Genomic DNA, 22,777 nt, shown 5'->3' on the forward strand with positions numbered 1-22,777 from the left:
TCCACTCTTTTGAATGATAGGTAACCAAGCCTATTCAAATCAAGCAGATTGAAAAGATCAAATCACCATGCCATTTCATGACCCTGAAAATCAATAAATTTGTGTTGGTTGCTGCCGATAGAAGCCTGTATTATCTTTACCAGTCCTGCAGTACTTTCTTTGACCGTAACAGGCGCTTGGCTTCCGCCCATCTCTGTTTGAACCCAGCCCGGATGTAAATTCAACACACCGATATTCAGCGGAATCGCCTCATTTTGTGCAAAACCACGGCTGATACTGTTTAAAGCGGCCTTGCTGGCACGATACAACTCCATACTGCCATCGTCATTGAGCGCAACACTGCCCATTCTTGAACTCATAAATGCAATGAGGCTGTTTGCTTTCATGAGTGGAAGGAATTTTCTGGCAATGGTCACAGGTGCAATGCTGTTAACCCAAAACAGGTCTACAATTTCATTTGGCTGTGATTGTTCGACGCGCTGATGTTCTGGCCCCGCTATACCAGCAGACACTAAAAGCAGATCTATTGAACCTTCTGAATATTTGCTGGTGATCATATTGGCAGTATCTAAATGACTCAGATCTAGCTCAGCCAATTCCAGTTGGTCTGGATATTCTGCAAGTAATTGTTTGAGGTCATCGGGTACACGAGTTATATCTCGAAGTGTCGCAATAACGCTCCACTGCTGAAGAAGTAATTCCCGAACCAGTCCTAAACCAATTCCTCGTGAAGCACCCACGACAATAGCACGCTGATTTTCTTTCATTATGACTTTTCCTGTTCGATTTTGACCGCGGCTTGCCAGCTTGGCAGTAAACTCAAGCCCTCAACATAGCGTTGAATATTTGGATACTTTTTACCTTGTTGCATTTGATGAACTAAAGCATGTAATCCAAAGCCCATCATAAAGTCAGCACCAGTTAAACGCTGATCAACAAAGTACTTTTTATCTGCCAAATAGTCATCTAAGAAACCAAATACTTTTTCAAACTCAACTTGCGTATAGCGTTCTAAAAATACCAATTCTGTACCTTGCTTTGTTTCCATTGCATTAAATGTTTTTAACAAAAATGGCAACATGGCAGAGCTTTCAGAAAAATGAATCCATTGCAGGTAATCTGCATAGAGATCTTCACTTGAATCGGGTGCTAAATGTGGTGCAAGTTTGGCAATTAAAAGCTCAACAATCGCACCAGATTCTGTAATCAATTTACCGTCCCATTCTATGACAGGCGATTTCCCTAAAGCATGGATTGATTTTAACGAATCTGGAGCTAAATGCGTATTCAGATCACGATAGTAGCGTTGTAACTGATACGGCTGTTGGATCTCTTCAAGTAACCATAAAATACGAAAAGAACGTGATTGATCTAAATGATGCAGTGTAATCATAAGGCTTCCTTATTAGAGTTTGACCACGACTTTGCCAAAGTTTTCACCCTTTAACATGCCATTGAAAGCATCAATCACGTTATCTAAACCTTGCACCATATGTTCTTTGTATTTGATTTTACCTTTTTTTAGCCACTCAGACATTTGCTGATTAAATTCAGGGTACTGGCTACCATAATCATCAAAAATAATGAAACCTTGCATGCGAATTCGTTTTTTTAATAGGGTAGAGATAAAACCAGGCAGGCGATCTGGCCCTTGAGCTTGTTCGGTCGCGTTATATTGAGCAACTACGCCACACAAAGGTACACGTGCAGCCGAGTTAAGTAATGGCCATACAGCCTCAAAGACTTTTCCGCCTACATTTTCGTAATAGATATCAATGCCATCAGGAACAGCCTGTTTTAATTTCTCTGCGAAATTTTCATCACGATGATCAATACATGCATCAAAACCGAGTTCTTCGACAGCATAACGGCATTTTTCCGCTCCGCCAGCGACACCGACCACACGACAACCTTTAAGTTTACCAATCTGTCCGACTGTTGCACCTACGGGGCCAGTTGCAGCGGCAACCACTAAGGTTTCACCTGCTTTAGGCTGACCAATGTCTAAAAGCCCCATATATGCGGTAAAGCCTGGCATTCCTAAAATACCTAATGCCCAAGCGGGATGTTCGGGATGCATGCCCAAACTTTGACACGCCGTGCCATCTGAAATCGCGTAAGCCTGCCAACCATTTCCAGAAAGAATCCATTCACCTTCTTTAAACTTTGAGTTTTTAGTGGCAACAACTTGACTCACTGTTCCACCAACCATTACGCCACCAATTTCGACAGGTGCCGCGTAAGAGGGAGCATCACTCATACGACCACGCATATACGGATCGAGTGATAGATAAACGGTTTTTAACAAGATTTCGCCTTGTTTAAGCTCAGGAACCGGAACTTCCTCAATTTTGAAATCACTATGTTTTGGTTCACCGACTGGTCTTGCAGCTAAAACAATACGCTGATTGGTAATATTATTCATTGATTTAACTCCATATTCTGCATAAGAAACACTTCTATATAGAAATTAGAAATATTGATTGATGTCTTTAAAATTGATTGTAGGTGAGTTATGATTAAAATCAAGACGACTGGTCTATTTTTAACAATAGAGAACATAATTGATATGAATCTATGAGTTTTGATTACGTATGAGACAGACTCTGACATTTCAAAAAGAATTTCTCTAACGACCAACTGATTCATCGTATTTGGTTTTTTCTCACAGTAGTTGATTTATTAAAATTGAAAAATGGAAGTGAAACACTTCCATTATAGTTTTACACAAAAATATTTATATGAAATTCAAAAGTCTTTTGTGGCGCATTCAGACTTGTTTTGACGAGCTCAAATCATTTAAATGACTATTGAAAGAGAAATCGTCATTTCACTATCTTTTAAAAAAGTAAATCCACAATTTTTTAAACTTTAACTCACTGACTAACACGCCCAATAAAACTAAAATCCCTCCAAAAATCGATAATATTGATAGTCGCTCCCCAGCCAAACGGCCAAAAATTGCAGCCCATACAGGTTCTCCAGAATAGATAATTGCAGCTTTTGATGGATCTACCGTACGTTGTGCCCAATTCATTGCGAATTGAATTAATGCGCTCGCACCTCCTAATGCACCGACAATCAGGATAAACTGCCACGAAAGATTAGGAATGTATTCCGATTGGCTAAAAGGAATTGCTACGAAACAGGCAATGGAGGCCACAACAAGCTGAATAAACGTTACCTTGCCTAAATTCACTTTACCCGCAAAGAATCCAATTAAAATAATCTCCATGGCAATTCCGATCGCACTGCATATGGTCATGATCTGTCCGTAACTTAAATCTATTTGAGACATACTATTCCCGGTAAGCAAAAGCAGACCAAAAAATGCCAGTATAACTCCGATCCAGATATTAAACGCAGGTACTTTTTTAAAAAAAAGAAAAAGCAATATCGGCACAAAAGGGACATAAAGCGCCGTGAGGAATGCCGACTCACTACTTGTGATCGTTTGCAGGCCTACCGTTTGAAATACATAAGAAAAGGCGATAACGATACCAATGAAAAAACCGGCAATCACTTCTTGACGGCTGAAATTTTTGAGCTGCTGATAAGACACCAGAAATAGAACAGCTGCCGCGATACCGAAGCGTGTACCTACAAAAAAAATTGGTGAAGTAAAGTTCAGAGCATAATGTACGGCTAAAAAAGTACCACCCCAGAGAATTGTAATGAGGATCAATACAATTTCAGGAAATTTTGAAGACGAAGTGATTGACATAGTGAAAGACCAACATAATGTGCAATATATTACCCATTATTGCATTAAATTATTTTTTTGTGCAATATACTGCTCAAAACATTCAATAGATAGCATATGACCAACAAGGTATTAGAGTTTGTAGGGCAGAATATTAGGCATTTCAGAGAAAAAGCCAGCTTGAGTCAGGTTGAATTGGCAAATTTAGCCGGATTAAGTAGGCGCACAGTGATAGCTCTGGAAAGTAATCAGATGAATATTAGCTTGGCTAAACTCGATGCGATTGCATCTGCTCTTAAAATAGACTTTGTAACGCTTGTAAGTGATCACGCTCATGATCTTCCAAAATTAACGAATGTCTTGGCTTGGAAAGGCAGTCAACCAGAGAGCTATGCAACTTTAGTGGGTGCAATGCCATCAAAACATCAGACAGAAATGTGGGTATGGTGTTTGGGTACAGGGGAAAAGTATGAAGCAGAACCCGATGCCGATGGATGGCATGAAATGATATGGGTGTTGGAAGGCGAGCTTACTCTTCAAATTAACGATACAGCGCATATTTTAAAAGCAAATGAAAGTTTGGTATTTCCAAGCTCTACTCATTACACCTACATCAATTCAGGATTAAATACGGTTAAATTTATCAGGAATGTAGCGCATTAATTTTGTGAATTTTTTGACTGGCAGTATTTGTTTGGCTTTTACGAACAATGCTAATGCATTTATTGTTTATATCTTAAATATCTCTGCCATTTGAGCCTAAAATAGTCAAGATTATCCAAAAATTCAAACTTAAATAGAGATTATAAAAATTATTTAAATGCTTAAATGAGAAGCGTTAGACAGCATTAAAAATAGCGTTATCGTGTCTAAATTTTTAATGCTTAGTTTCTAAAATTAAAAACGCCCTGTAGTGATGAGCTTAATTTAGGAGTATCTCAGCATCAATTTGATACATTGTGGACCGGCAAGCACAAGCAGTGATTCCATCAAGATAAAATGCGAAGTTATCGAAAGATAAAAAGACGGGCTCGCTAAAACGCAATAAATTGCTTCAAACAGTTAAGCGTTTAGAAAAAACTATTTGGAAGAAATGGTCAGGCTATCACTGGTGGAGTCTAGTTGAAACCAACATATATTGCATGAAATTGCTAGGGGATAAACTCAGTGCGAGAAATTTTCAAAGCCAAGTTAATAAGATTCATACACGAGTAGAAGTATTAAATAAATTTACAGACTTAAGTAGACCAGATACCCGAGTTGTAACTTTACGTATCTCTCCACACAATCTCAACACAATATTGGCAGAAATTTGAAACTAAGTTTTAACAATACCAACTGTCACTAATTTTGTTGTAGTTAAAATGAACAAACACTTTCATCTTAAGCTTTGTGTGTTGGGGATGAGTGCAGCCATGCTTATGGGTTGCAAAAAAAATGCTGAAGAAATTCAAACTGAACAGCCACCAGCGGTTGTCAGCGTTTTTACTGCACAGCAGCAACCAGTTCACCTTATTGAAAATCTACCTGCACGCGTAACAGCGTATCGGATTGCCGAAATTCGTCCACAAGTCGGAGGAATTGTGGAAAAGGTATTATTTACACAAGGTTCTGATGTCAAAACAGGTCAGTCTTTATTCAAAATTAATTCCGATATCTTGCAAGCAGATGTAGAGAGTAATCAAGCTACATTACAACGTGCTCAGGCTGAAGTGATACGTTTAAAATCGCTTCTTGGCCGTTATGAACAATTATTGTCAAGCCATGCAATTAGTCAGCAAGAATATAACAATACTGAGACAGCTTATGATCAAGCGAAAGCCGATGTTGCTCAACTAAAAGCAGCATTAACCAGACAAAAATTGAACTTAAAATATTCTACGGTTACAGCACCTATTTCTGGTCGTATCGGTCAGATTTTAGTGACGGAAGGTGCATTGGTTGGTCAAGCAGATACTAAAGCGATGGCTGTCATTCAACAGATCAGTCAAGTTTATGTCGATGTGAAACAATCTATTATTGAATATGAGAAATTACAAGAAGCGTTACAGCAAGGAACAGTATCAGATGTGCAACCTCAAGTCGTTATTTTAAACAGTCAGGGCAAGCCTTATCAGGCAAAGGGAAAATTACTGTTTTCAGATACTAATGTTGATCCTGATACCGGTGATGTCACAATCCGTATTCTCGTCAAAAACAGCCAGCAAGAACTTCTACCGGGTATGTATGTGCGGGTCAATATCAATCGTGCTGTAATTGACAATGCGATTTTGATACCGGAACGAGCAATTCAACATGATATCAGTGGAAAGACCAATGTTACGGTTATTAATTCACAGGGACAGACTATTGTTAAACCTGTTCGGTTAGGGCAGCGTTATCAAAGTAATTATGTAGTAACCAGTGGCTTGAGTGCTGGTGAAAAGGTCGTGGTTGAAGGTGCGGAACGTATACAGCCAGATCAGAAATTAAAAATTAAAATCTGGCAACCATCTGTAGCTACCTCTGAAAAAGGAGCACACTAAGATGTCTCAGTTTTTCATTCGTAGACCAATTTTTGCTTGGGTGATTGCACTATTTATTATTTTATTTGGGGTATTGAGTATTCCTAAATTACCCATTGCCCGTTTTCCAAGTGTAGCACCGCCGCAAATCAGTATCACCGCAACCTATCCTGGGGCGACGCCTAAAACACTCAATGACAGTGTAGTCACATTGATTGAGCGCGAGATGTCAGGAGTTAAAAACTTACTGTATTACAGTTCAACATCGGATAATTCAGGAAGTGCAACCATCACAGCCACCTTTAAGCCTGGTACAGATGTTGAACTTGCTCAAGTCGATGTACAAAACAAAATCAAAGCAATTGAATCAAGGCTGCCACAGTCGGTAAGGCAGCAAGGATTGATGGTTGATGCTGCATCATCTGGTTTTTTGATGATTGTGGGACTTAATTCTTCTGATAATCGTTACTCTGAAGTTGATCTGAGTGATTACATGGCTCGCTTTGTGATTGAGGAGCTTAAACGGGTCAATGGCGTAGGTAAGGTTCAAAATTTTGGTGCAGAAAAGGCGATGCGTATCTGGGTCGACCCTGATCGCTTGGTTGCATATGGACTTAGTATTAAAGATGTCAATACAGCCATTCAAAATCAGAACATTCCGATTTCTCCCGGTCGAATCGGAGATTTGCCTGCATCAAAAGATCAGCAAATTACCATTCCATTAACCGCCTTAGGTCAGCTGGAAAATATCGAACAATTCAAAAATATTAGCCTCAAATCAAATAAAAATGGGGCGAATGTAAAATTATCGGATGTTGCTCGAATTGAAATTGGTGCGCAGTCTTATAATTTTGCCATTCTGGAAAATGGTAAACCTTCTACAGCTATTGCTATTCAAATGAGCCCTGGTGCCAATGCAGTGAAAACCGCTCAAGGGGTTCAAGAAAAACTCGATCAGCTCAGTGCTTCTTTGCCACAAGGTATGAAATTTTCTATTCCATACGATACAGCTCCGTTTGTAAAAGTATCGATTGAAAAAGTAATTACCACTTTGCTAGAAGCAATGGTTCTTGTCTTTATCGTAATGTTTTTATTCCTTCACAATATTCGCTATACCCTCATTCCTGCGATTGTTGCACCAATTGCCTTACTGGGAACCTTTTCAGTTATGCTGATCGCAGGGTTTTCAATTAACGTGTTGACCATGTTTGGCATGGTGCTCGCCATCGGAATTATTGTGGATGACGCGATTGTGGTGATCGAGAATGTTGAACGGATTATGGCAACAGAACACTTGTCTCCTGTAGAAGCGACCTCAAAAGCCATGACCGAAATTACCAATCCCATAATCGGGATTACCTTAGTCTTGGCTGCGGTATTCTTACCGATGGCATTTGCTGCAGGCTCTGTGGGAATTATTTATCGTCAATTTACCATGACTATGTCGGTTTCTATTCTGTTTTCAGCATTCCTGGCGCTGACATTAACGCCTGCCTTATGTGCAACGCTATTAAAACCTATTCATGCACATCAAGAGAAAAAAGGATTTTTTGGCTGGTTTGATCGAAATTTCGAAAAACTGAATAATCAATACGAAAAAATACTGTTTCGAGTCACCCGACATGTTTTGCCTGCGATGTTCATTTTTGTTGGCATTGTGGCTGTACTGATCTTCAGTTTTAAAATGGTGCCAACGGCATTTATGCCAGAGGAAGATCAAGGCTGGTTTATGACTTCCATTCAGTTGCCGGCAGATGCCACTCAGCAGCGCACTCTTAAAGTGGTTAATGAATTTCAGCAATTTCTCAATCATGAAAAAGGCATTAAAGATAATATGGCGATTTTAGGATTTGGATTTAGCGGTTCAGGTCAAAATACTGCCATGTTTTTTACCAATCTGACCGATTTTAAAGATCGAACGATCACTGCACAGAAAGTTGTGAATAATGCCAATATGGCCATGACCGATAGCTCAGAAGGGCAAACAATGTCTGTTTTACCCCCTGCGATCGATGAGTTAGGAACATCGTCTGGTTTTACTTTGCGTTTACTAGATAAAGGCAACATTGGTATGGATGCTTTGATCAAAGCACAAAATCAGCTCATTACACTTGCTACGCAAAATAAAAAACTTACTGGCGTATATGCTGAAGGTTTACCGGAGGGGAGTACGGTACAGCTAAAAATTGATCGTGAAAAATTACAGGCATTAGGTGTCAACTTTAGCGATGTCACGGATATTATTTCGACTTCTATGGGGTCTATGTATATCAATGACTTCCCCAATCAGGATCGTATGCAGCAAGTGATTGTACAGCTAGATGCCAAATCTAGAATGAGTATTGAAGATATTGGTAAAATTAAAGTGAATAGCCAGAGTGGTAAACTGGTATCGATGGCTGAAGTGATCACACCAATCTGGCAGCATGCCCCTCAGCAGTTCAACCGTTACAATGGTCGACCGTCTTTAAGTATTACGGGGAGTCCCGCAACAGGATTTTCTTCTGGGCAAGCGATGCTTGAAATGGAACGTCTCATTACGCAACTGCCTCAAGGTGTCGGTTATGAGTGGACGGGAATTTCTCTCGAAGAAAGACAGTCTGAAGCACAGACCACATTCTTACTGATCTTATCGATGCTGGTGGTGTTTTTGGTCTTGGCTGCACTGTACGAAAGCTGGTCAATTCCTTTATCGGTGATGTTGGTGGTTCCTCTTGGCATGGTCGGGGCGTTTATCGCGGTGATGGTAAGAGGCATGCCCAATGATATTTTCTTCAAAGTGGGCTTGATAACCATTATTGGTCTATCTGCAAAAAATGCGATTTTGATTGTTGAGTTTGCCAAAACATTAAGACAAGAGGGTATGGGCTTGGTTGAGGCAACCGTCGCCGCAGCAAAACTAAGATTACGTCCTATTTTAATGACATCTCTTGCATTTACCTGTGGTGTAATTCCCTTGGTAATCGCAACAGGTGCTAGTTCGGAAACGCAAAAAGCCATTGGTACAGGCGTGTTTGGCGGTATGATCAGCGCCACCATTCTGGCAGTCTTTTTTGTTCCCGTGTTCTTTATTTTCGTGATGAACATTGTAGAAAAATTCTCTCAACGAAAACATTCTCACAAGTAGTTCATGTCCAATATAGTCATGAGATAAGGCGTGTCCGCTTTATCTCATTGGATAATGTTGTTGAGTATTCAAACGAGGTTGATGTAATGCAAGTAAGAATTGAAACATCACGATTGATTTTGCGAGCATTTGAAATTGAAGACGCAAGTGATTTGCTGGCTTATGTTTCTCAGCCGAAAGTAAATTGTTTTATTGACGAACAAATTTTAAAGATTGAACAAGCGATTGAAAAAATAAAAACAAGACAGCAGAGTAAAGATTATCTTGCAGTTCAGTTAAAACAAACCAATCAGGTCATTGGGGAGCTATTTTTTATTCATGAAGAACCAGATACCTACTCTGTAGGATGGAACTTCAATACAACTTTTCATGGCCAAGGCTTTGCCTATGAGAGTGCTGATGCATTCTTAGATCATCTTTTCAAGCAGCTCAATGCACGAAGAATCTACGCTTATGTCGAGGAAGATAATCATGCTTCACAAAAACTGTGTGAACGGTTAGGTATGCGTAAAGAAGGATGTTTTGTCGAATATATTTCTTTTGTTCAGCATGAAGATGGAACGCCAAAATACGAAAATACTCTCCAATACGCCATATTGAAAAAAGAGTGGTTAGATAAAACTAGGGTTTGAGAACTTTTTTGGCGCTATGACTTTTTCAAGAGAATGGTAAAACAGCTACCACCTAAATCTGTTGATGTCGTATAGGTGATTTGTCCTTGATGTGCCTCAATAATGGCGTAAATCACTGCAAGCCCCAGACCAGTGCCACCTTCCGAGCGTGATCGAGATTCTTCTAAACGATAGAAGGGTTTGAATAAGTGTTCGAGGTGCTGCTCATGGATACCTGGGCCTTGATCTTCAAGCATCAAAATCCAATGGTCTTGGGTTGTTTTAGTTGTAATGGAAAGTTTGCCAGCGTCCGCATAACGTGAAGCATTAGAAAATAAGGCAATCAACACCTGTTCCATACGTGTTACATCACATCGCGCTGTTTCATGGGTCAAATTAAAAACTACATGCAATCCTTTGTGTTCAAAGCGATCTTGAAACATTTGAAAGCACTTAAAAATACTGTTCTGAAGGTTTGTTTTTTGGATATCTAAACGAAATTGTTGGTTTTCAACCAAAGTCAGCGTACGTAAATCTTCAACCAAGTAAGATAATCCTTCTACTTGACTGAGCAAGCTTTGATGTAACTGCGGATCTGCTTCAAAAACACCATCGACTATTCCTTGTAATCGACCCTGTAAAATAGTGATCGGGGTGCGAAGTTCATGTGCAATTGCCGCATTCCAAAGAGTAGAGTTTTTGACTGAGATCTCGAGCTGATTGGCCATGGCATTAAAATTCTGGATTAATGACATAATTTCATGTGGAATGTGTGCTTGTTGCTGTTCAATTCTTAATGAAAGATTTCCTTGCTGGATTTGTTTTACGACATTGGCCAGTGCATTGATCGGCTGAGTGTAACGTTTAGCGTATCTGAAAGCTAAAAAAGTGGATAGCAAAAAGCCCGTCAACACGACCAAAAAAGTCCACAGATAGTCTACTGAAGTAAAAGAAAAATTATCAGGGCAAGCGTTCTTGAGATCGAGTAAACCTTTTTCTGTTGCCCAGCCATAAACCAAATAACCCAAACCAAAAGAGAAAATAGTTATTCCCAGATTCAGTACGCTCATCATAATCAGTAGTTGAGCGCTAATACCAATCGAATTTTTATTCAGTTTAGTTCTCATGATTTTGATCTAATCGGTAGCCTACACCACGTAAATTGATGAAATATCCCAAAGCGCGTTTTTGTTCAAGCTTTTTCCGTAAGTTACTGATATGGCTGTCTACGGTACGATCAAGTGTCTTTTTTTCGGGCATGCACTTCTCAATTAATTCAGTCCGGGTAAATACCTTATTCGGACTTTGCAACATCAACTTTAGAATATTAAATTCAGTCAGCGTGAGATTCAGCATTTGCTTTTGGTCATGTTGAAGGACATACACCAAATGTTGTTCAAGATCAATTTCAATGGATTTATAGTTCAGATATTTCTTTTGTTGCTGCTGTAAGGTACTGCGCCGTAATACGGCTTCTACTCGAGCAATCACTTCATTCGGATTAAAGGGTTTCACCACAAAGTCATCGGCACCCATTTTTAATGCCATGATTTTATTGTCGAAATCGTCCATAGCGGTGAGCATGATCACAGGAATATTGCTGTACTGTCTTAAAACGGTTAATACTTCCCAACCATTTTTTTTTGGCAGTTTAATATCTAAGATCACGAGATCAATAGCATGGACTTTTAATAATTCTAGTGCTTGTTGACCTTGTATAGCACGGATTACATGCATATTTTCTTTTTTTAAATATCTTTCAAGAATATCACCAATGTCAAAGTCATCTTCGACTACAAGAATGGTTTTATTGGATAAATCACAGGAATGATAGGATGTGTTCAAGGGAATACCGAAGCGTACTAAAATTAAGGTCATGAATGTTTTTTAAAGTATAGTGATTTTATAAAAATGTCTAATCGGATAGCGGATATTTTTATTAGTTTTAATGGCCATCTAACAACTTTTAAGCGTTCTTGATGAACGTTAATGAAATAGAAATAAAAGTACTGAATTTGAGATTTAATTGAATCGCTAAGACCTATAACTTGGATATAAGTAAAGAATGATCTATGAAAAACGTTTAATGTATAAGATAGAATTAGATAACTTAGATCAAAAACTTGATCAGATATGCTCTGATCAAGCTCGCTTTAACCAATAAACTTCATGATTAACTGAATGACTGTTGCATTGATAAGGTCCACAAAAAATGCGCCGCAGAGTGGAACAATCAAAAAGGCTTTATGCGACGGACCATACATATTGGTAATTGCTTGCATATTAGCAACGGCAGTTGATGTTGCACCCATCGCAAAACCACAATGACCTGCTGACAGCACCGCAGCATCGTAATTTTTTCCCATAACTCGGAATGTTACAAAGGCTGCATACAGTGCAATCGTTAATGTTTGCGCACCCAAGATCACAACCAGTGAGCCAGCTAAATCAGTTAATTGCCATAATTGCAGTGATAATAGCGCCATTGCTAAATATAACGACAATGAGGCATTACCAAATACATCTACTGCACGATCAAAAATTCTGACCTTAAAAACGCTTTCTAGAACATTTCTAAGAATCACGCCGCCTGCCAATGTCCAGACAAATGTGGGAAGTTCAAACCAAGAACCTTTACTAAATCCAGTCATAAAATTTGCAAATGCTAGACAAGCTGCAAACATCCCCAGTGTGGTAATGGCATTATCGGCAGTAATTAAGCGTACTTGATGAGGATATTCAAATTGAGTAAATTTAATTGGACTTGATTCAGATCGTGGTGTTGTATCACGTTGTGTGATTTGCTCACTGGTACTTGGTTGTGCCAATTGATAGCGGTTAATCAATATCTTAGCTAATGGACCGCCGATGATTCCTCCAATAATCAAACCAAAGGTTGCACTGGCCATACCTAAAGCTAATGCACCTTGAATACCATGTTCAACTTCTAAGATTTCTCCCCATGCACCTGCAGTACCATGGCCACCAGTTAATGTAATTGAACCAGCAATCAAACCTATAAGGGGATCAATTCCTAATAGTGTAGCCAAACCTATTCCCACAAAATCTTGTAGAATAATAAAAGAAGCAACACACACTAAGAAACCACTAAACCCATTCCACCTTCACGCAATTTCGAAAAGTTTGCGCTCAAACCAATTGATGCGAAGAAAATGAGCATAAAACTTGTTTGTAATTCATTACTTATCGTGATACTTAGCCCCTAAATATTATGCAAAAACATAGATATAATAGCGGCAACCAGACCACCTGCTACAGGTTCAGGAATGTTATAACGATTTAAGAACTCGATTTTGTTGACTAGAAATCGCCCTAATAAGAGAACGATTACAGCCGATATAAGGGTATAAAATGCATTAAATGTTATTTCCATTTCTACCGTCCATATTATTTGAATTCTGTTAATTTCATTATTATGATATTCTGTTATACAGTCTAAAGATTAGGTAAATGCAAAAATACAATAAATGTAATACAGTAAAATCAATGAGATAATTAGTTTTGATCAGATTCAAAGCTTCAGCTAGACCAGACATAAAGAAAAAGCTTTATGCTTTGAGGAGTTCAGATAAATGCGATGTCCTAAATTTTATCTTTTAGGAGTAGTCCAATTTCTAATCTGGAATAGCCACGTTCCTTAAGGATCAGAACAATAGCTTGCCTATAGTCATCAGAAATAGACGTATTATATTTACTTATTAGTTCTAATTCAGTATCAAGTTGAAGGTCATTTTTTAAGATCAGGACATTCGTAGAAATTTTATTGAATAAATTTAGATTAAACATGTGGGCGTGCTCTATGTGGGCATTGCAGCGGCCCGACTGCAACAATTACCTGCCTTAGCATTGCTAGACACCCACCAATAATCATTACAAATAAAAAGTAGATCTGCAAGTATTTACTCATATCGCTAAGATTGAGTTTACCCGAAGAGGCGAAATACAATATTAGGCTTGACAAATAATAAGCAATTTCAGCATATTTTTCTGAATAAATACAAACATAAGTAGAGGAAATAAATGGATATTCTGTTTTCAGAGTTTTTAGATAAACCGGTGTGGATGTGGTTATTTTTCATTGTCATCGTTCTTGTCTTACTTGTTCTAGACTTAGGGGTATTACACCGTAATGTTAGAGAGATTGGTGTGAAAGAAAGCCTAGGTCTTTCAGCATTTTATATCACTCTAGGTTTGTTGTTTGGTACATGGGTCTGGTGGTATATCGGTCCCACAGCAGGACTCAACTACGTTACTGGCTTTGTTATTGAGAAATCACTGGCGATGGATAACATATTTGTCATTGCCATGATCTTTACCTATTTCTCTATCCCTAGAATTTATCAACACCGGGTTTTATTTTGGGGAATCATCGGCGTTATCATTCTTAGAGCCATAATGATTGGCTTAGGCGCGACCTTAGTGAGCCAGTTTTCTTGGGTACTTTATATCTTTGCTGGCTTTCTCATTTTGACCGGAATAAAAATGTGGCTGAGTGTCGATAAACAGTATGAGGTTGGAAATTCACCGATCTTAAACTTTATCAAAAAGCGCTTTAGAGTGACAGATCAACTTCATGCAGAAAAGTTTTGGGTTAAACAAACCGATCCAAAAACAAATAAATTAGCATGGTTCATGACTCCACTATTTTTGGCCTTAATCATGATCGAGTTTGTAGATTTGATTTTTGCAATTGATAGTGTACCTGCAATTTTTGCGATCACCACTGATCCTTTTATTGTGTATACGTCTAATATCTTTGCCATATTAGGCTTAAGAGCGCTGTACTTTGCTTTATCGGCTATGGTAGATCGCTTCCACTATTTGAAATACGCTTTAGCTGTATTACTGGTTTTTATTGGTTCAAAGATCTTTATCGCAGATGGCCTGGGTATTGCTAAAATTCCTCCAGCACTATCACTTTCCATTACCTTTGCCATTTTATTTATCGGTATCATGTATTCATTATGGAAAACCAAGAGAAGTGAATGAGGATCGATTTTATTTGAATATCTAAAATTAAATAGAGATTATAGAAATTATTTGAATGCTTAAATGGGAAGCTATCAACATCATTAAAAATAGTGTATAGCTTCCAAATTTTTAATGCTCTGTTTCTAAAACTAAATATTTTTCTGATTGACTCGTTTCGACAGCTCTTCCGCAGTTTCAACACGTTCAGAATAACGATCTGTTAAATATGCGGACTGTCCTCGAGTTAAAAGGGTAAATTTATACAACTCTTCCATAACATCTACAATTCGAGAGTAATAAGATGAAGGTTTCATACGTCCTGACTCATCAAATTCTAAAAATGCTTTTGGAATAGAAGATTGATTTGGGATCGTGATCATACGCATCCACCGACCCAGAATTCGCAATTGATTGACTGCATTAAATGACTGTGAGCCACCACAAACTTGCATCACTGCAAGAGTTTTGCCTTGAGTTGCACGGATAGCGCCAGCTGCTAACGGAATCCAATCGATCTGCGCTTTTAAAATCGAACTCATAGCGCCATGTCGCTCTGGTGAGCACCATACCATTCCCTCAGACCAAGCTAAAAGCTCATGCAATTCTTTGACTTTGGGATGTGCAGCATCGCTGTCTTCGGGTAAAGGAAGTTCTTTGGGATGAAAAATTTTTACCTCAGCACCGAAGTGCTCAAGAATACGTCCTGCTTCCAACACTGCCAATCGACTATATGAACGTTCTCGATTTGAGCCATAAAGCAAAAGTATACGTGGTGGATGATCCAATGCTTTGGCTTGTACTTTTTCTAAAGTTGGTTGGTCGAGAAGATTTATATCTATATTTGGGAGAGACATCGAAATTACACCTTAGTTTTGAAAAACTTCTTTTTAAGCCATAAAGATACGCTGACCAATCCGATCAATACGGGAACTTCAACCAAAGGTCCGATCACTGTCGTGAATGCCACAGGAGAAGCTAAACCAAAAGTTGCGATTGCCACAGCTAGCGCTAATTCAAAATTATTTCCCGCAGCGGTAAATGAAATTGCAGTAGTTTTAGGATAGTCATTACCCATCCATTTACTCATAAAGAAGCTAATGAAGAACATCACAATAAAATAAATCGTCAATGGAATTGCGATGCGTAATACATCCAGAGGTAAGCTGACCACATCGTTTCCTTTGAGGCTAAACATCGCCACAATCGTAAACAATAAAGCAAGTAAACTGAGCGGGCTGATCTTGGGCAAGAAGACTTGTTGATACCAAACTAAACCTTTGGCTCGAACCAATAAGAATCGAGTGATAAAACCGAGTAAGAACGGAATTCCTAAATAAACCAAAACCGCATGAGTAATCGTCCAGAAATTAACATCAATAACTTGACCTGCAACACCAAAATACGGAGGTAAAAAAGTGAGAAACAGCCAAGTATACGTACTAAAAAATAAAATCTGAAAGATACTGTTGAAAGCCACCAATGCGGCAACATATTGATTATCGCCACAGGCCAGACCATTCCAAACCAGAACCATCGCAATACATCTTGCTAAACCAATCAGGATCAAACCCGTCATGTATTCAGGGTAGCTCTGCAAAAAGATAATCGCCAAAGCAAACATCAAAACAGGCGCAATAATCCAATTTTGCACCAACGACAGAGTTAAGGTTTTTTTATCTTTAAATACTTGCGGTAAAGCAGCATAGTCCACTTTGGCAAGCGGTGGATACATCATCAAAATCAGTCCCAACGCAATTGGAATATTGACTGAGTCAATGCTCATTTTATTCAAAGAAACAGAGACCTGCGGAAAGAAAACGCCAATACCGATTCCTACAGCCATGGCAATAAAAATCCATAGCGTAAGATTACGATCTAGAAAAGACAGTCTTTGTCGAGCCATGATGTTCTCATTCAATATTTGAGATCTGATTAATCGCTGCGATCAATTCAGTACGCGTCATATTTGTGCTATCTAGTGCAAACAAAGCATCCAAACGACGATGAATATGTTTAACCGTCACTTGGAATGCTTGTAGTTTTTCTTCTTTTGGCAAATCTAAATGTGAAGGATCAGCCAAGCCCCAATGTGCTTTAATCGCTGTACCTAAATACAGTGGACAAGGTTCTTGCGCTGCTGAATCACAGACTGTGATCACAACATCTGGCTGGTATTGCTCGCAGTCATCAATGGTTTTACTCCATAATCCATCAGTTGAAAGACCCATATTTTCTAGGGTTTCGATAGTGAGAGGATGGACCTGTCCTGATGGTTGGCTGCCTGCACTATAGGCTGTCCAGCCTGCCGGAGCCCGATGATTAAACAGCACTTCAGAAAGGATACTGCGGCAACTGTTTCCGGTGCATAAAAACAAGAATTTCATTGGTGCTTACTCGCAATGAGTTGGGATGGATGATTGAGTATTGACTAAATTGATAGAGTGATCAGACAGATTTGACAGGATATTCAAAATATCCTTGGCCCATTCTGGAAGGTCCGGATTTAAGCGGTAATACACCCATTGTCCTTGTCTTTGATCCAGTAAAATGGAAAGGTTGCGAAGCAGGGCTAAATGTCTGGAAATTTTGGGTTGACTGAGTTGTAAATGTTCTGTCAGTTCACACACGCAGACATTGTGCCGAGCCAAAATCAACTTAAGAATATCGAGTCGAGTCGAGTCGGAAAGACACTTGAAGAAATCAGATTGATTCATACATTGTTACTTATATATTTGATATTTCGAATATACGCATATGCATATATGAGTGCAATATTTTTTAGCATTCTATGAAGTAAAAATTGAATAAATTTGAATGATCAATGTTAATAAAACTTAAATAAAGCTAATTTTAAAAAGACTGAACTGATTGCAAATATATTTTGACTTCAAACTTCGTCAATTTCAGGGAAGATCCGCTAATAGCTTAAACAAGCAAAATTATAAGCTCCATATTTATTTTCGAGCAGACTGATACGGCAATCAATGAGTAAGATGGTGAGTACATATAGCATTTAAATTGTTGCTTTAACGTTATCAAACCGTATCATATGAAAAAAAGTACTTAATTCTCAGATACTATCTTGAAGTCTATAAATATCATTCACATTTTTTACATTTTTTAAAAATACCAACTAGGAAAAATACAATGAGCAGAAAATCCAATAAGGACAATGCCAAGATCACACAATTCGAAAATGAAAGTTATGTCGATCCTAAAGGGAAGATACTCACGAGTTCATTGGGTGTTCCTGTATCCGATAATCAAAATAGTTTAAAAATTGGCGATCGTGGACCAACGTTACTGGAAGATTTTCTACTACGAGATAAATTAATTCATTTTGATCGTGAACGTATACCAGAGCGAGTTGTTCATGCTCGTGGCTTTGGTGCACATGGTTATTTTGAAGCCTATGAAGGAAATGAGAAATGGACGAAGGCTCAGTTTCTTACAGATACAACTCACCCGACACCAATTTTTACCCGTATTTCAACGGTACAAGGTGGGCGTGGATCAGCAGATGTCGTCCGAGATGTACGTGGATTCTCAATTAAATTTTACACGCAAGAAGGCAACTATGATTTAGTTGGGAATAATATTCCGGTATTTTTCATTCAAGATGCGATCAAATTTCCTGATTTTGTTCATGCTGTTAAACCTGAAGATCCAAACGAAGTTCCTACAGGGCAATCTGCACACGACACATTTTGGGATTTTGTTTCTTTAAATACTGAAACCGCGCATATGACAACTTGGGTCATGTCTGACCGAGCTATTCCTCGTAACTTACGTTCTATCCAAGGCTTTGGTGTACATACATTCAGATTGATTAATGCGCAAGGCAAAGCGCATTTGGTTAAATTTCATTGGACACCAAAACAAGGCGTCGCTCAGGTTGTTTGGGATGAAGCATTGAAGCTAAATGGTAAAGATCCAGATTTTCATCGTCGTGATTTGTGGGATGCAATTGAAAATGGAAATTATCCAGAATGGGAACTAGGAGCTCAAATTTTCACTGAGGAACAGGCTGCTCAGTGGGATTTTGATGTATTAGATCCGACAAAACTTGTGCCTGAAGAACTAGTACCGGTAACGCCATTAGGTAAATTCGTACTTAACCGTAATACAGATGATTTCTTTGCTGAAACAGAGCAGGTTGCATTTAGTCCTGCAAACATTGTTTCAGGAATCGATTTCAGTAATGATCCTTTACTTCAAGGGCGTTTATTTAGCTATACAGACACGCATCTCCACCGATTAGGCACAGCCAATTTTAATCAGATTCCAATCAATAAACCTGTATGTCCATTTCATACTAACCGACGTGGAGGTTTTGCCAACCATGAAGTTTACAAAGGAAAGGCAAATTATGAGCCAAATTCAGTAGATGAAAATTGGCCACGTGAAGCTGATCAAGACAAAGGTGCGTTTAGCTCTTATCCAGAACCTGTAGAAGCAAGCAAATTGCGTGTGCGTCCTGAAAGCTTTGCTGATCATTTTTCTCAAGCTACGCTTCATTACAGCAGCTTAAAAAAACATGAACAACAGCATATAAAAGATGCTTATGCATTTGAATTATCAAAAGTACAAGATGAAGCGATTCGTCAGCGAGTTATCGATCGAGTTCTAGTGAATATTGATAAAGATCTTGCCACATATGTTGCAAATGAACTCGGCTTAAAGCCATTAATGCAACCTGAAACAGATCAGCAAAGTCAGGTAAAAATTTCTGAAAAACTGAGTATTGATGCTTTTAAAGCACCGGATATTAAACAACGAAAAATCGCAATCTTGGTACATAATGGTGCAAATGCTAGTTCGGTAGATGCAGTCAAAGCATGGGCTGAAGGTGAAAATGCTGTTGCGGAAGTTCTTGCTCCAAGTGCAGCTCCCGTTAGATCTAAAGATGGCAAAGAGATTGCAGTTGATGGTCGCCAAAATGGAGAACCATCTGTCACTTATGATGCTATTGTTGTGATTGATGGAGATAATTTAGATACTTTTAAAGCCGATGGCGTAGCAAAATATTATGTTTTAGAGACTTATAAGCATCTGAAACCCATCTATTTGCTTGACGATAAAAAGTCACTTCTCGATTATTTTGGTATCCATCAAGATGATGCTATTTTCACTAGCGAGTCTTTTAAAGATCAACAGGATAAATTTAAATTAGCCATACAGAATCACAGACTTTGGTCTCGAGAAGATGTAATAGCAAGTGTTCCAGTATAAATCTAGGAAAAAGTCTAGAATCAATAATGAGTTCTAGACTTTTTTGGTTCTCATCACATTGTAGGTCGTAATGATCTCAATTAACTCAATCTGCTTAAACAAATTTTGAAAAACGATCGTGATAGATACTATCTTTGGGGATCAGTTCAAGCAAACGTTGCACGGCATCGACTCGCTCTGGTAAATAACCGATAATTTTTAATAGTTGATCTACATCCTGTAGTTGATAAATTAAATAGCTTAAACGAGCATCAAAACTTTCTCTCCATGCACAAAGATAAGGACTTTCAGTTTTAGACAGAAAACTTCCTTTATATAAAGAAAAAGTGCTCGCTAAAAATCCGGCACTTAAAGAATGTTCAGCTTTTAAAAAATCACATTCAACTTCACAAGTTAATTTATATACTCGGGAATCAATGCAGTTAGGCAACAGATTACGTAATTGAGATAATTCTGATTTAAGCGTTTTGACACTAACGTCTCGATCGCCATACAAAGCATAATGTAGCTCATCCAAACTGATACCTTTTGGACGTAGAACCAGAATGCATAAAATTTCAATTTGGCGATGAGTTAACACTAGGGGTGTTTGATTAAATACAATTCTTGGTGTTCCTAATGCATGAATATATAAAATATTTTTTTGTTGAGTTAACAGCGATTGACGTACTAAGTCGGCACAACGCTCAACAGCTAAAACCCCCAAAGGCGTGTGTTTTTTATACTTGGTCGATAAATTAATAACACCATGAAAATGATTAGATACTGGATCAATAATAGGAGCTGCATAGCACACCCAGTCTCGTACACTATTCATCTGATTTTCATGAGAATGTACACAACTCGAACGATGGCTATTGAGCGCCATACCGATGGCATTTTTACCCACAGCTTGAGTAGACCAGTGACCACCTTCAATAAAATTGACTTGTTCTGCAGACGATAACATTGTTCGACTACTCCAGGTCCATAGTAATGTACCTTGATGGTCAGTTAAGCCTATTGCCATTTCGGAGTCATAGGCGATTTTTGACAGTTCATCACAGGTTTGGTGTATAGATCGATCAAATATAGAATTATGTTCTTCATCACGCAAAAGAAGAATCGGGGCTGCTTTTACATCAATCTGATTAACTAAATGTGTTGTTTGTAAAGCTGAATTTATTTTTTCCAAATGATTCATTCCATATTCCTTTATGGTTGAGCAACGTATTCGCTTGAGTAAAACTATTTATTATTCCGACACCGCCTATATCAACGTTCTATTGGGTTAATTGATTTGCAGACATTTATTTCCATATGAAAAACTGTAATAGGAAAGAATTCTTTTTTCTATCGAATTTTAGTAAGTTTTGAGCATATAGATTTTTACTCAGGTTGAATCCAATTTCATCAGTCAATTCGATTAAGTTGGTCAGATAGTTGCTGTCCGTAGTACTGCTTTTCAGCAAAGTAACTCGATCTGACCAATGGGCCGCTCCAAATATTTTTAAATTTTAGGCGCTCTCCATGTTTCTGATAATGTTTAAATTCTTCTAAGGTAACAAAGCGGTGAATGGGGGCATGAGATTTAGAAGGCTGTAAGTATTGACCAATAGTGACATAGTCTACTTGGTAATCTTTTAAGTCATTTAACAATACAATTACCTCTGCCTCCACTTCTCCTAAACCCACCATCAATCCGCATTTGGTGGGAATGTCTGGACAATAGTGTTTGAATTTATTCAGTAGATCCAATGAATGCTGATAGTCAGCGCCTGGTCGCATGGCTTTATACAGACGCGGAACGGTTTCAATATTGTGGTTAAAAACGTCAGGTGGATTTTGACTCAAAATCTTAAGCGCAATATCAGCACGGCCACGAAAATCAGGAACTAAAATTTCAATCAAAGTATCTGGGCTGGTTTCACGAATTTCTCGAATGCAATCAGAGAAGTGTTGTGCACCGCCATCTTTTAAATCATCTCGATCAACCGAGGTGATCACCACATACTTTAATCCTAAATTCTTAACCGTTTCAGCCAAATTCTTTGGCTCATGAATATCTAAAACTTGAGGACGGCCATGAGCCACATCGCAAAATGGACAACGTCGAGTACATATATCTCCCATGATCATAAATGTTGCCGTGCCACTGCCAAAACATTGCGGCAAATTAGGACAAGCTGCTTCTTCACACACCGTGTGAAGCTTTTGTTGTCTTAGTAAATTCTTGATCATTCGAACTTCTTCAGGCTGACTCATTTTAGTTCGAATCCACTCAGGTTTCTTTGGCGTAATTTCTGTTGGAACAATTTTAATTGGAATACGTGCTATTTTTTCAGCGCCTCTTAACTTATTTCCAGTTAATATTGTGTTATTTAAATCCATTTTAAATGCTCCATTATTTAAAAATAATTAATATAAATCCCGATCTTCATTCGCTATTTTTATTGCACCAATAATATAAAACTGGGCAAAAAACATATCATATAAAATAAAGGTTGGTTAAAGGTTTGTTTTAGCATGTATATGAATATTATAAAAAAATTACAAATTTTTTTGATTGTTTAACCTTTTGTTTTTTATGTTGATCTTACTGATTTAAAAATTAATTTTTTTTAGTCTA

General features: G+C 38.3%; 19 protein-coding genes and 2 pseudogenes. 7 read left to right on the forward strand and 14 right to left on the reverse strand.

The genetic code is table 11. The annotated features are described in order from the left end of the window. Positions 1-62: 62 nt before the first annotated feature. The 4 genes from ADA42_RS00090 to ADA42_RS00105 all read right to left on the reverse strand — a co-directional run bounded on the left by ADA42_RS00090 (position 63) and on the right by ADA42_RS00105 (position 3,724). Positions 63-767, reverse strand: a complete 705-nt coding sequence (locus ADA42_RS00090) for an SDR family NAD(P)-dependent oxidoreductase (protein ID WP_048763009.1) — start codon at positions 765-767, stop codon at positions 63-65. Next, the gene (locus ADA42_RS00095) at positions 767-1,393 is read right to left on the reverse strand and encodes a glutathione S-transferase family protein (RefSeq protein ID WP_048763010.1); all 627 of its coding nucleotides are present in this window, start codon (positions 1,391-1,393) and stop codon (positions 767-769) included. Before ADA42_RS00095 ends, ADA42_RS00090 begins: the two co-directional genes overlap by 1 nt. A 12-nt stretch (positions 1,394-1,405) precedes the next feature. After that, positions 1,406-2,425: an NADP-dependent oxidoreductase gene (locus ADA42_RS00100; RefSeq protein ID WP_048763011.1), complete on the reverse strand. Its 1,020-nt coding sequence runs from the start codon at positions 2,423-2,425 to the stop codon at positions 1,406-1,408. Positions 2,426-2,833: 408 nt separating this feature from the next. Then, positions 2,834-3,724, reverse strand: coding sequence for a DMT family transporter (locus ADA42_RS00105; protein WP_048763013.1), 891 nt, complete (start codon positions 3,722-3,724; stop codon positions 2,834-2,836). 96 nt (positions 3,725-3,820) lie between these two features. On the opposite strand from ADA42_RS00105, the gene ADA42_RS00110 reads away from it, so the two are divergent. The 5 genes and pseudogenes from ADA42_RS00110 to ADA42_RS00125 all read left to right on the forward strand — a co-directional run bounded on the left by ADA42_RS00110 (position 3,821) and on the right by ADA42_RS00125 (position 9,966). Then, positions 3,821-4,366, forward strand: coding sequence for a helix-turn-helix domain-containing protein (locus tag ADA42_RS00110; protein WP_025095973.1), 546 nt, complete (start codon positions 3,821-3,823; stop codon positions 4,364-4,366). Positions 4,367-4,659: 293 nt separating this feature from the next. Beyond that, a pseudogene (locus ADA42_RS17915) lies at positions 4,660-5,019 on the forward strand (hypothetical protein); the annotation flags it as partial. Between the two features lie 48 nt (positions 5,020-5,067). Continuing rightward, on the forward strand, positions 5,068-6,228 hold the full coding sequence (locus ADA42_RS00115; protein ID WP_171249900.1) for an efflux RND transporter periplasmic adaptor subunit: 1,161 nt from the start codon (positions 5,068-5,070) through the stop codon (positions 6,226-6,228). Position 6,229: 1 nt separating this feature from the next. Next, positions 6,230-9,334: an efflux RND transporter permease subunit gene (locus ADA42_RS00120; protein ID WP_048763015.1), complete on the forward strand. Its 3,105-nt coding sequence runs from the start codon at positions 6,230-6,232 to the stop codon at positions 9,332-9,334. Positions 9,335-9,420: 86 nt separating this feature from the next. Continuing rightward, on the forward strand, positions 9,421-9,966 hold the full coding sequence (locus ADA42_RS00125) for a GNAT family N-acetyltransferase (RefSeq protein ID WP_048763017.1): 546 nt from the start codon (positions 9,421-9,423) through the stop codon (positions 9,964-9,966). A 14-nt stretch (positions 9,967-9,980) separates the two neighbouring features. Here ADA42_RS00125 and adeS read toward each other — a convergent pair whose 3' ends face one another. From adeS to ADA42_RS18685, 4 genes and pseudogenes are all read right to left on the reverse strand, one after another. After that, entirely contained in the window at positions 9,981-11,072 is a 1,092-nt protein-coding gene (gene adeS, locus ADA42_RS00130; RefSeq protein ID WP_048763019.1) for a two-component sensor histidine kinase AdeS, read from the reverse strand. Then, positions 11,062-11,823, reverse strand: coding sequence for an efflux system response regulator transcription factor AdeR (gene adeR, locus ADA42_RS00135; protein ID WP_048763021.1), 762 nt, complete (start codon positions 11,821-11,823; stop codon positions 11,062-11,064). Before adeR ends, adeS begins: the two co-directional genes overlap by 11 nt. 275 nt (positions 11,824-12,098) lie before the next feature. Next, positions 12,099-13,339, reverse strand: a pseudogene (gltS, locus tag ADA42_RS00140) (sodium/glutamate symporter). Positions 13,340-13,548: 209 nt separating this feature from the next. After that, entirely contained in the window at positions 13,549-13,752 is a 204-nt protein-coding gene (locus ADA42_RS18685; RefSeq protein ID WP_048763023.1) for a hypothetical protein, read from the reverse strand. 234 nt (positions 13,753-13,986) lie between these two features. On the opposite strand from ADA42_RS18685, the gene ADA42_RS00150 reads away from it, so the two are divergent. Continuing rightward, on the forward strand, positions 13,987-14,955 hold the full coding sequence (locus ADA42_RS00150) for a TerC family protein (protein WP_048763025.1): 969 nt from the start codon (positions 13,987-13,989) through the stop codon (positions 14,953-14,955). 131 nt (positions 14,956-15,086) lie between these two features. On the opposite strand, the gene arsH is transcribed toward ADA42_RS00150, so the two are convergent. The 4 genes from arsH to ADA42_RS17920 are packed head-to-tail and all read right to left on the reverse strand — an operon-like array spanning position 15,087 to position 17,651. Beyond that, positions 15,087-15,791: an arsenical resistance protein ArsH gene (gene arsH, locus ADA42_RS00155; RefSeq protein WP_004937174.1), complete on the reverse strand. Its 705-nt coding sequence runs from the start codon at positions 15,789-15,791 to the stop codon at positions 15,087-15,089. A gap of 5 nt (positions 15,792-15,796) precedes the next feature. Further along, positions 15,797-16,840 carry an ACR3 family arsenite efflux transporter gene (gene arsB / locus ADA42_RS00160; RefSeq protein ID WP_048763027.1) on the reverse strand — a complete coding sequence of 348 codons (1,044 nt, stop codon included), beginning with the start codon at positions 16,838-16,840 and terminating at the stop codon, positions 15,797-15,799. 7 nt (positions 16,841-16,847) lie between these two features. Next, positions 16,848-17,321 (reverse strand): arsenate reductase ArsC, encoded by a 474-nt coding sequence (locus ADA42_RS00165; protein WP_048763029.1) that lies wholly within the window; start codon positions 17,319-17,321, stop codon positions 16,848-16,850. Positions 17,322-17,327: 6 nt separating this feature from the next. Then, entirely contained in the window at positions 17,328-17,651 is a 324-nt protein-coding gene (locus tag ADA42_RS17920; RefSeq protein WP_081407794.1) for an ArsR/SmtB family transcription factor, read from the reverse strand. 433 nt (positions 17,652-18,084) lie between these two features. Here ADA42_RS17920 and ADA42_RS00170 point away from each other — a divergent pair, with 433 nt between their 5' ends. Continuing rightward, on the forward strand, positions 18,085-20,169 hold the full coding sequence (locus ADA42_RS00170; protein WP_048763031.1) for a catalase: 2,085 nt from the start codon (positions 18,085-18,087) through the stop codon (positions 20,167-20,169). 94 nt (positions 20,170-20,263) lie between these two features. Here the strand turns inward: ADA42_RS00170 and ADA42_RS00175 are convergent, their stop codons facing one another. After that, positions 20,264-21,352, reverse strand: a complete 1,089-nt coding sequence (locus ADA42_RS00175) for a transcriptional regulator (RefSeq protein WP_048763034.1) — start codon at positions 21,350-21,352, stop codon at positions 20,264-20,266. Positions 21,353-21,561: 209 nt separating this feature from the next. Then, positions 21,562-22,539: a lipoyl synthase gene (gene lipA / locus ADA42_RS00180; RefSeq protein WP_048763035.1), complete on the reverse strand. Its 978-nt coding sequence runs from the start codon at positions 22,537-22,539 to the stop codon at positions 21,562-21,564. Positions 22,540-22,777 lie beyond the last annotated feature (238 nt).

Source organism: Acinetobacter sp. 243_ASPC (genome assembly GCF_001054715.1).
GTDB lineage: Bacteria > Pseudomonadota > Gammaproteobacteria > Pseudomonadales > Moraxellaceae > Acinetobacter > Acinetobacter soli.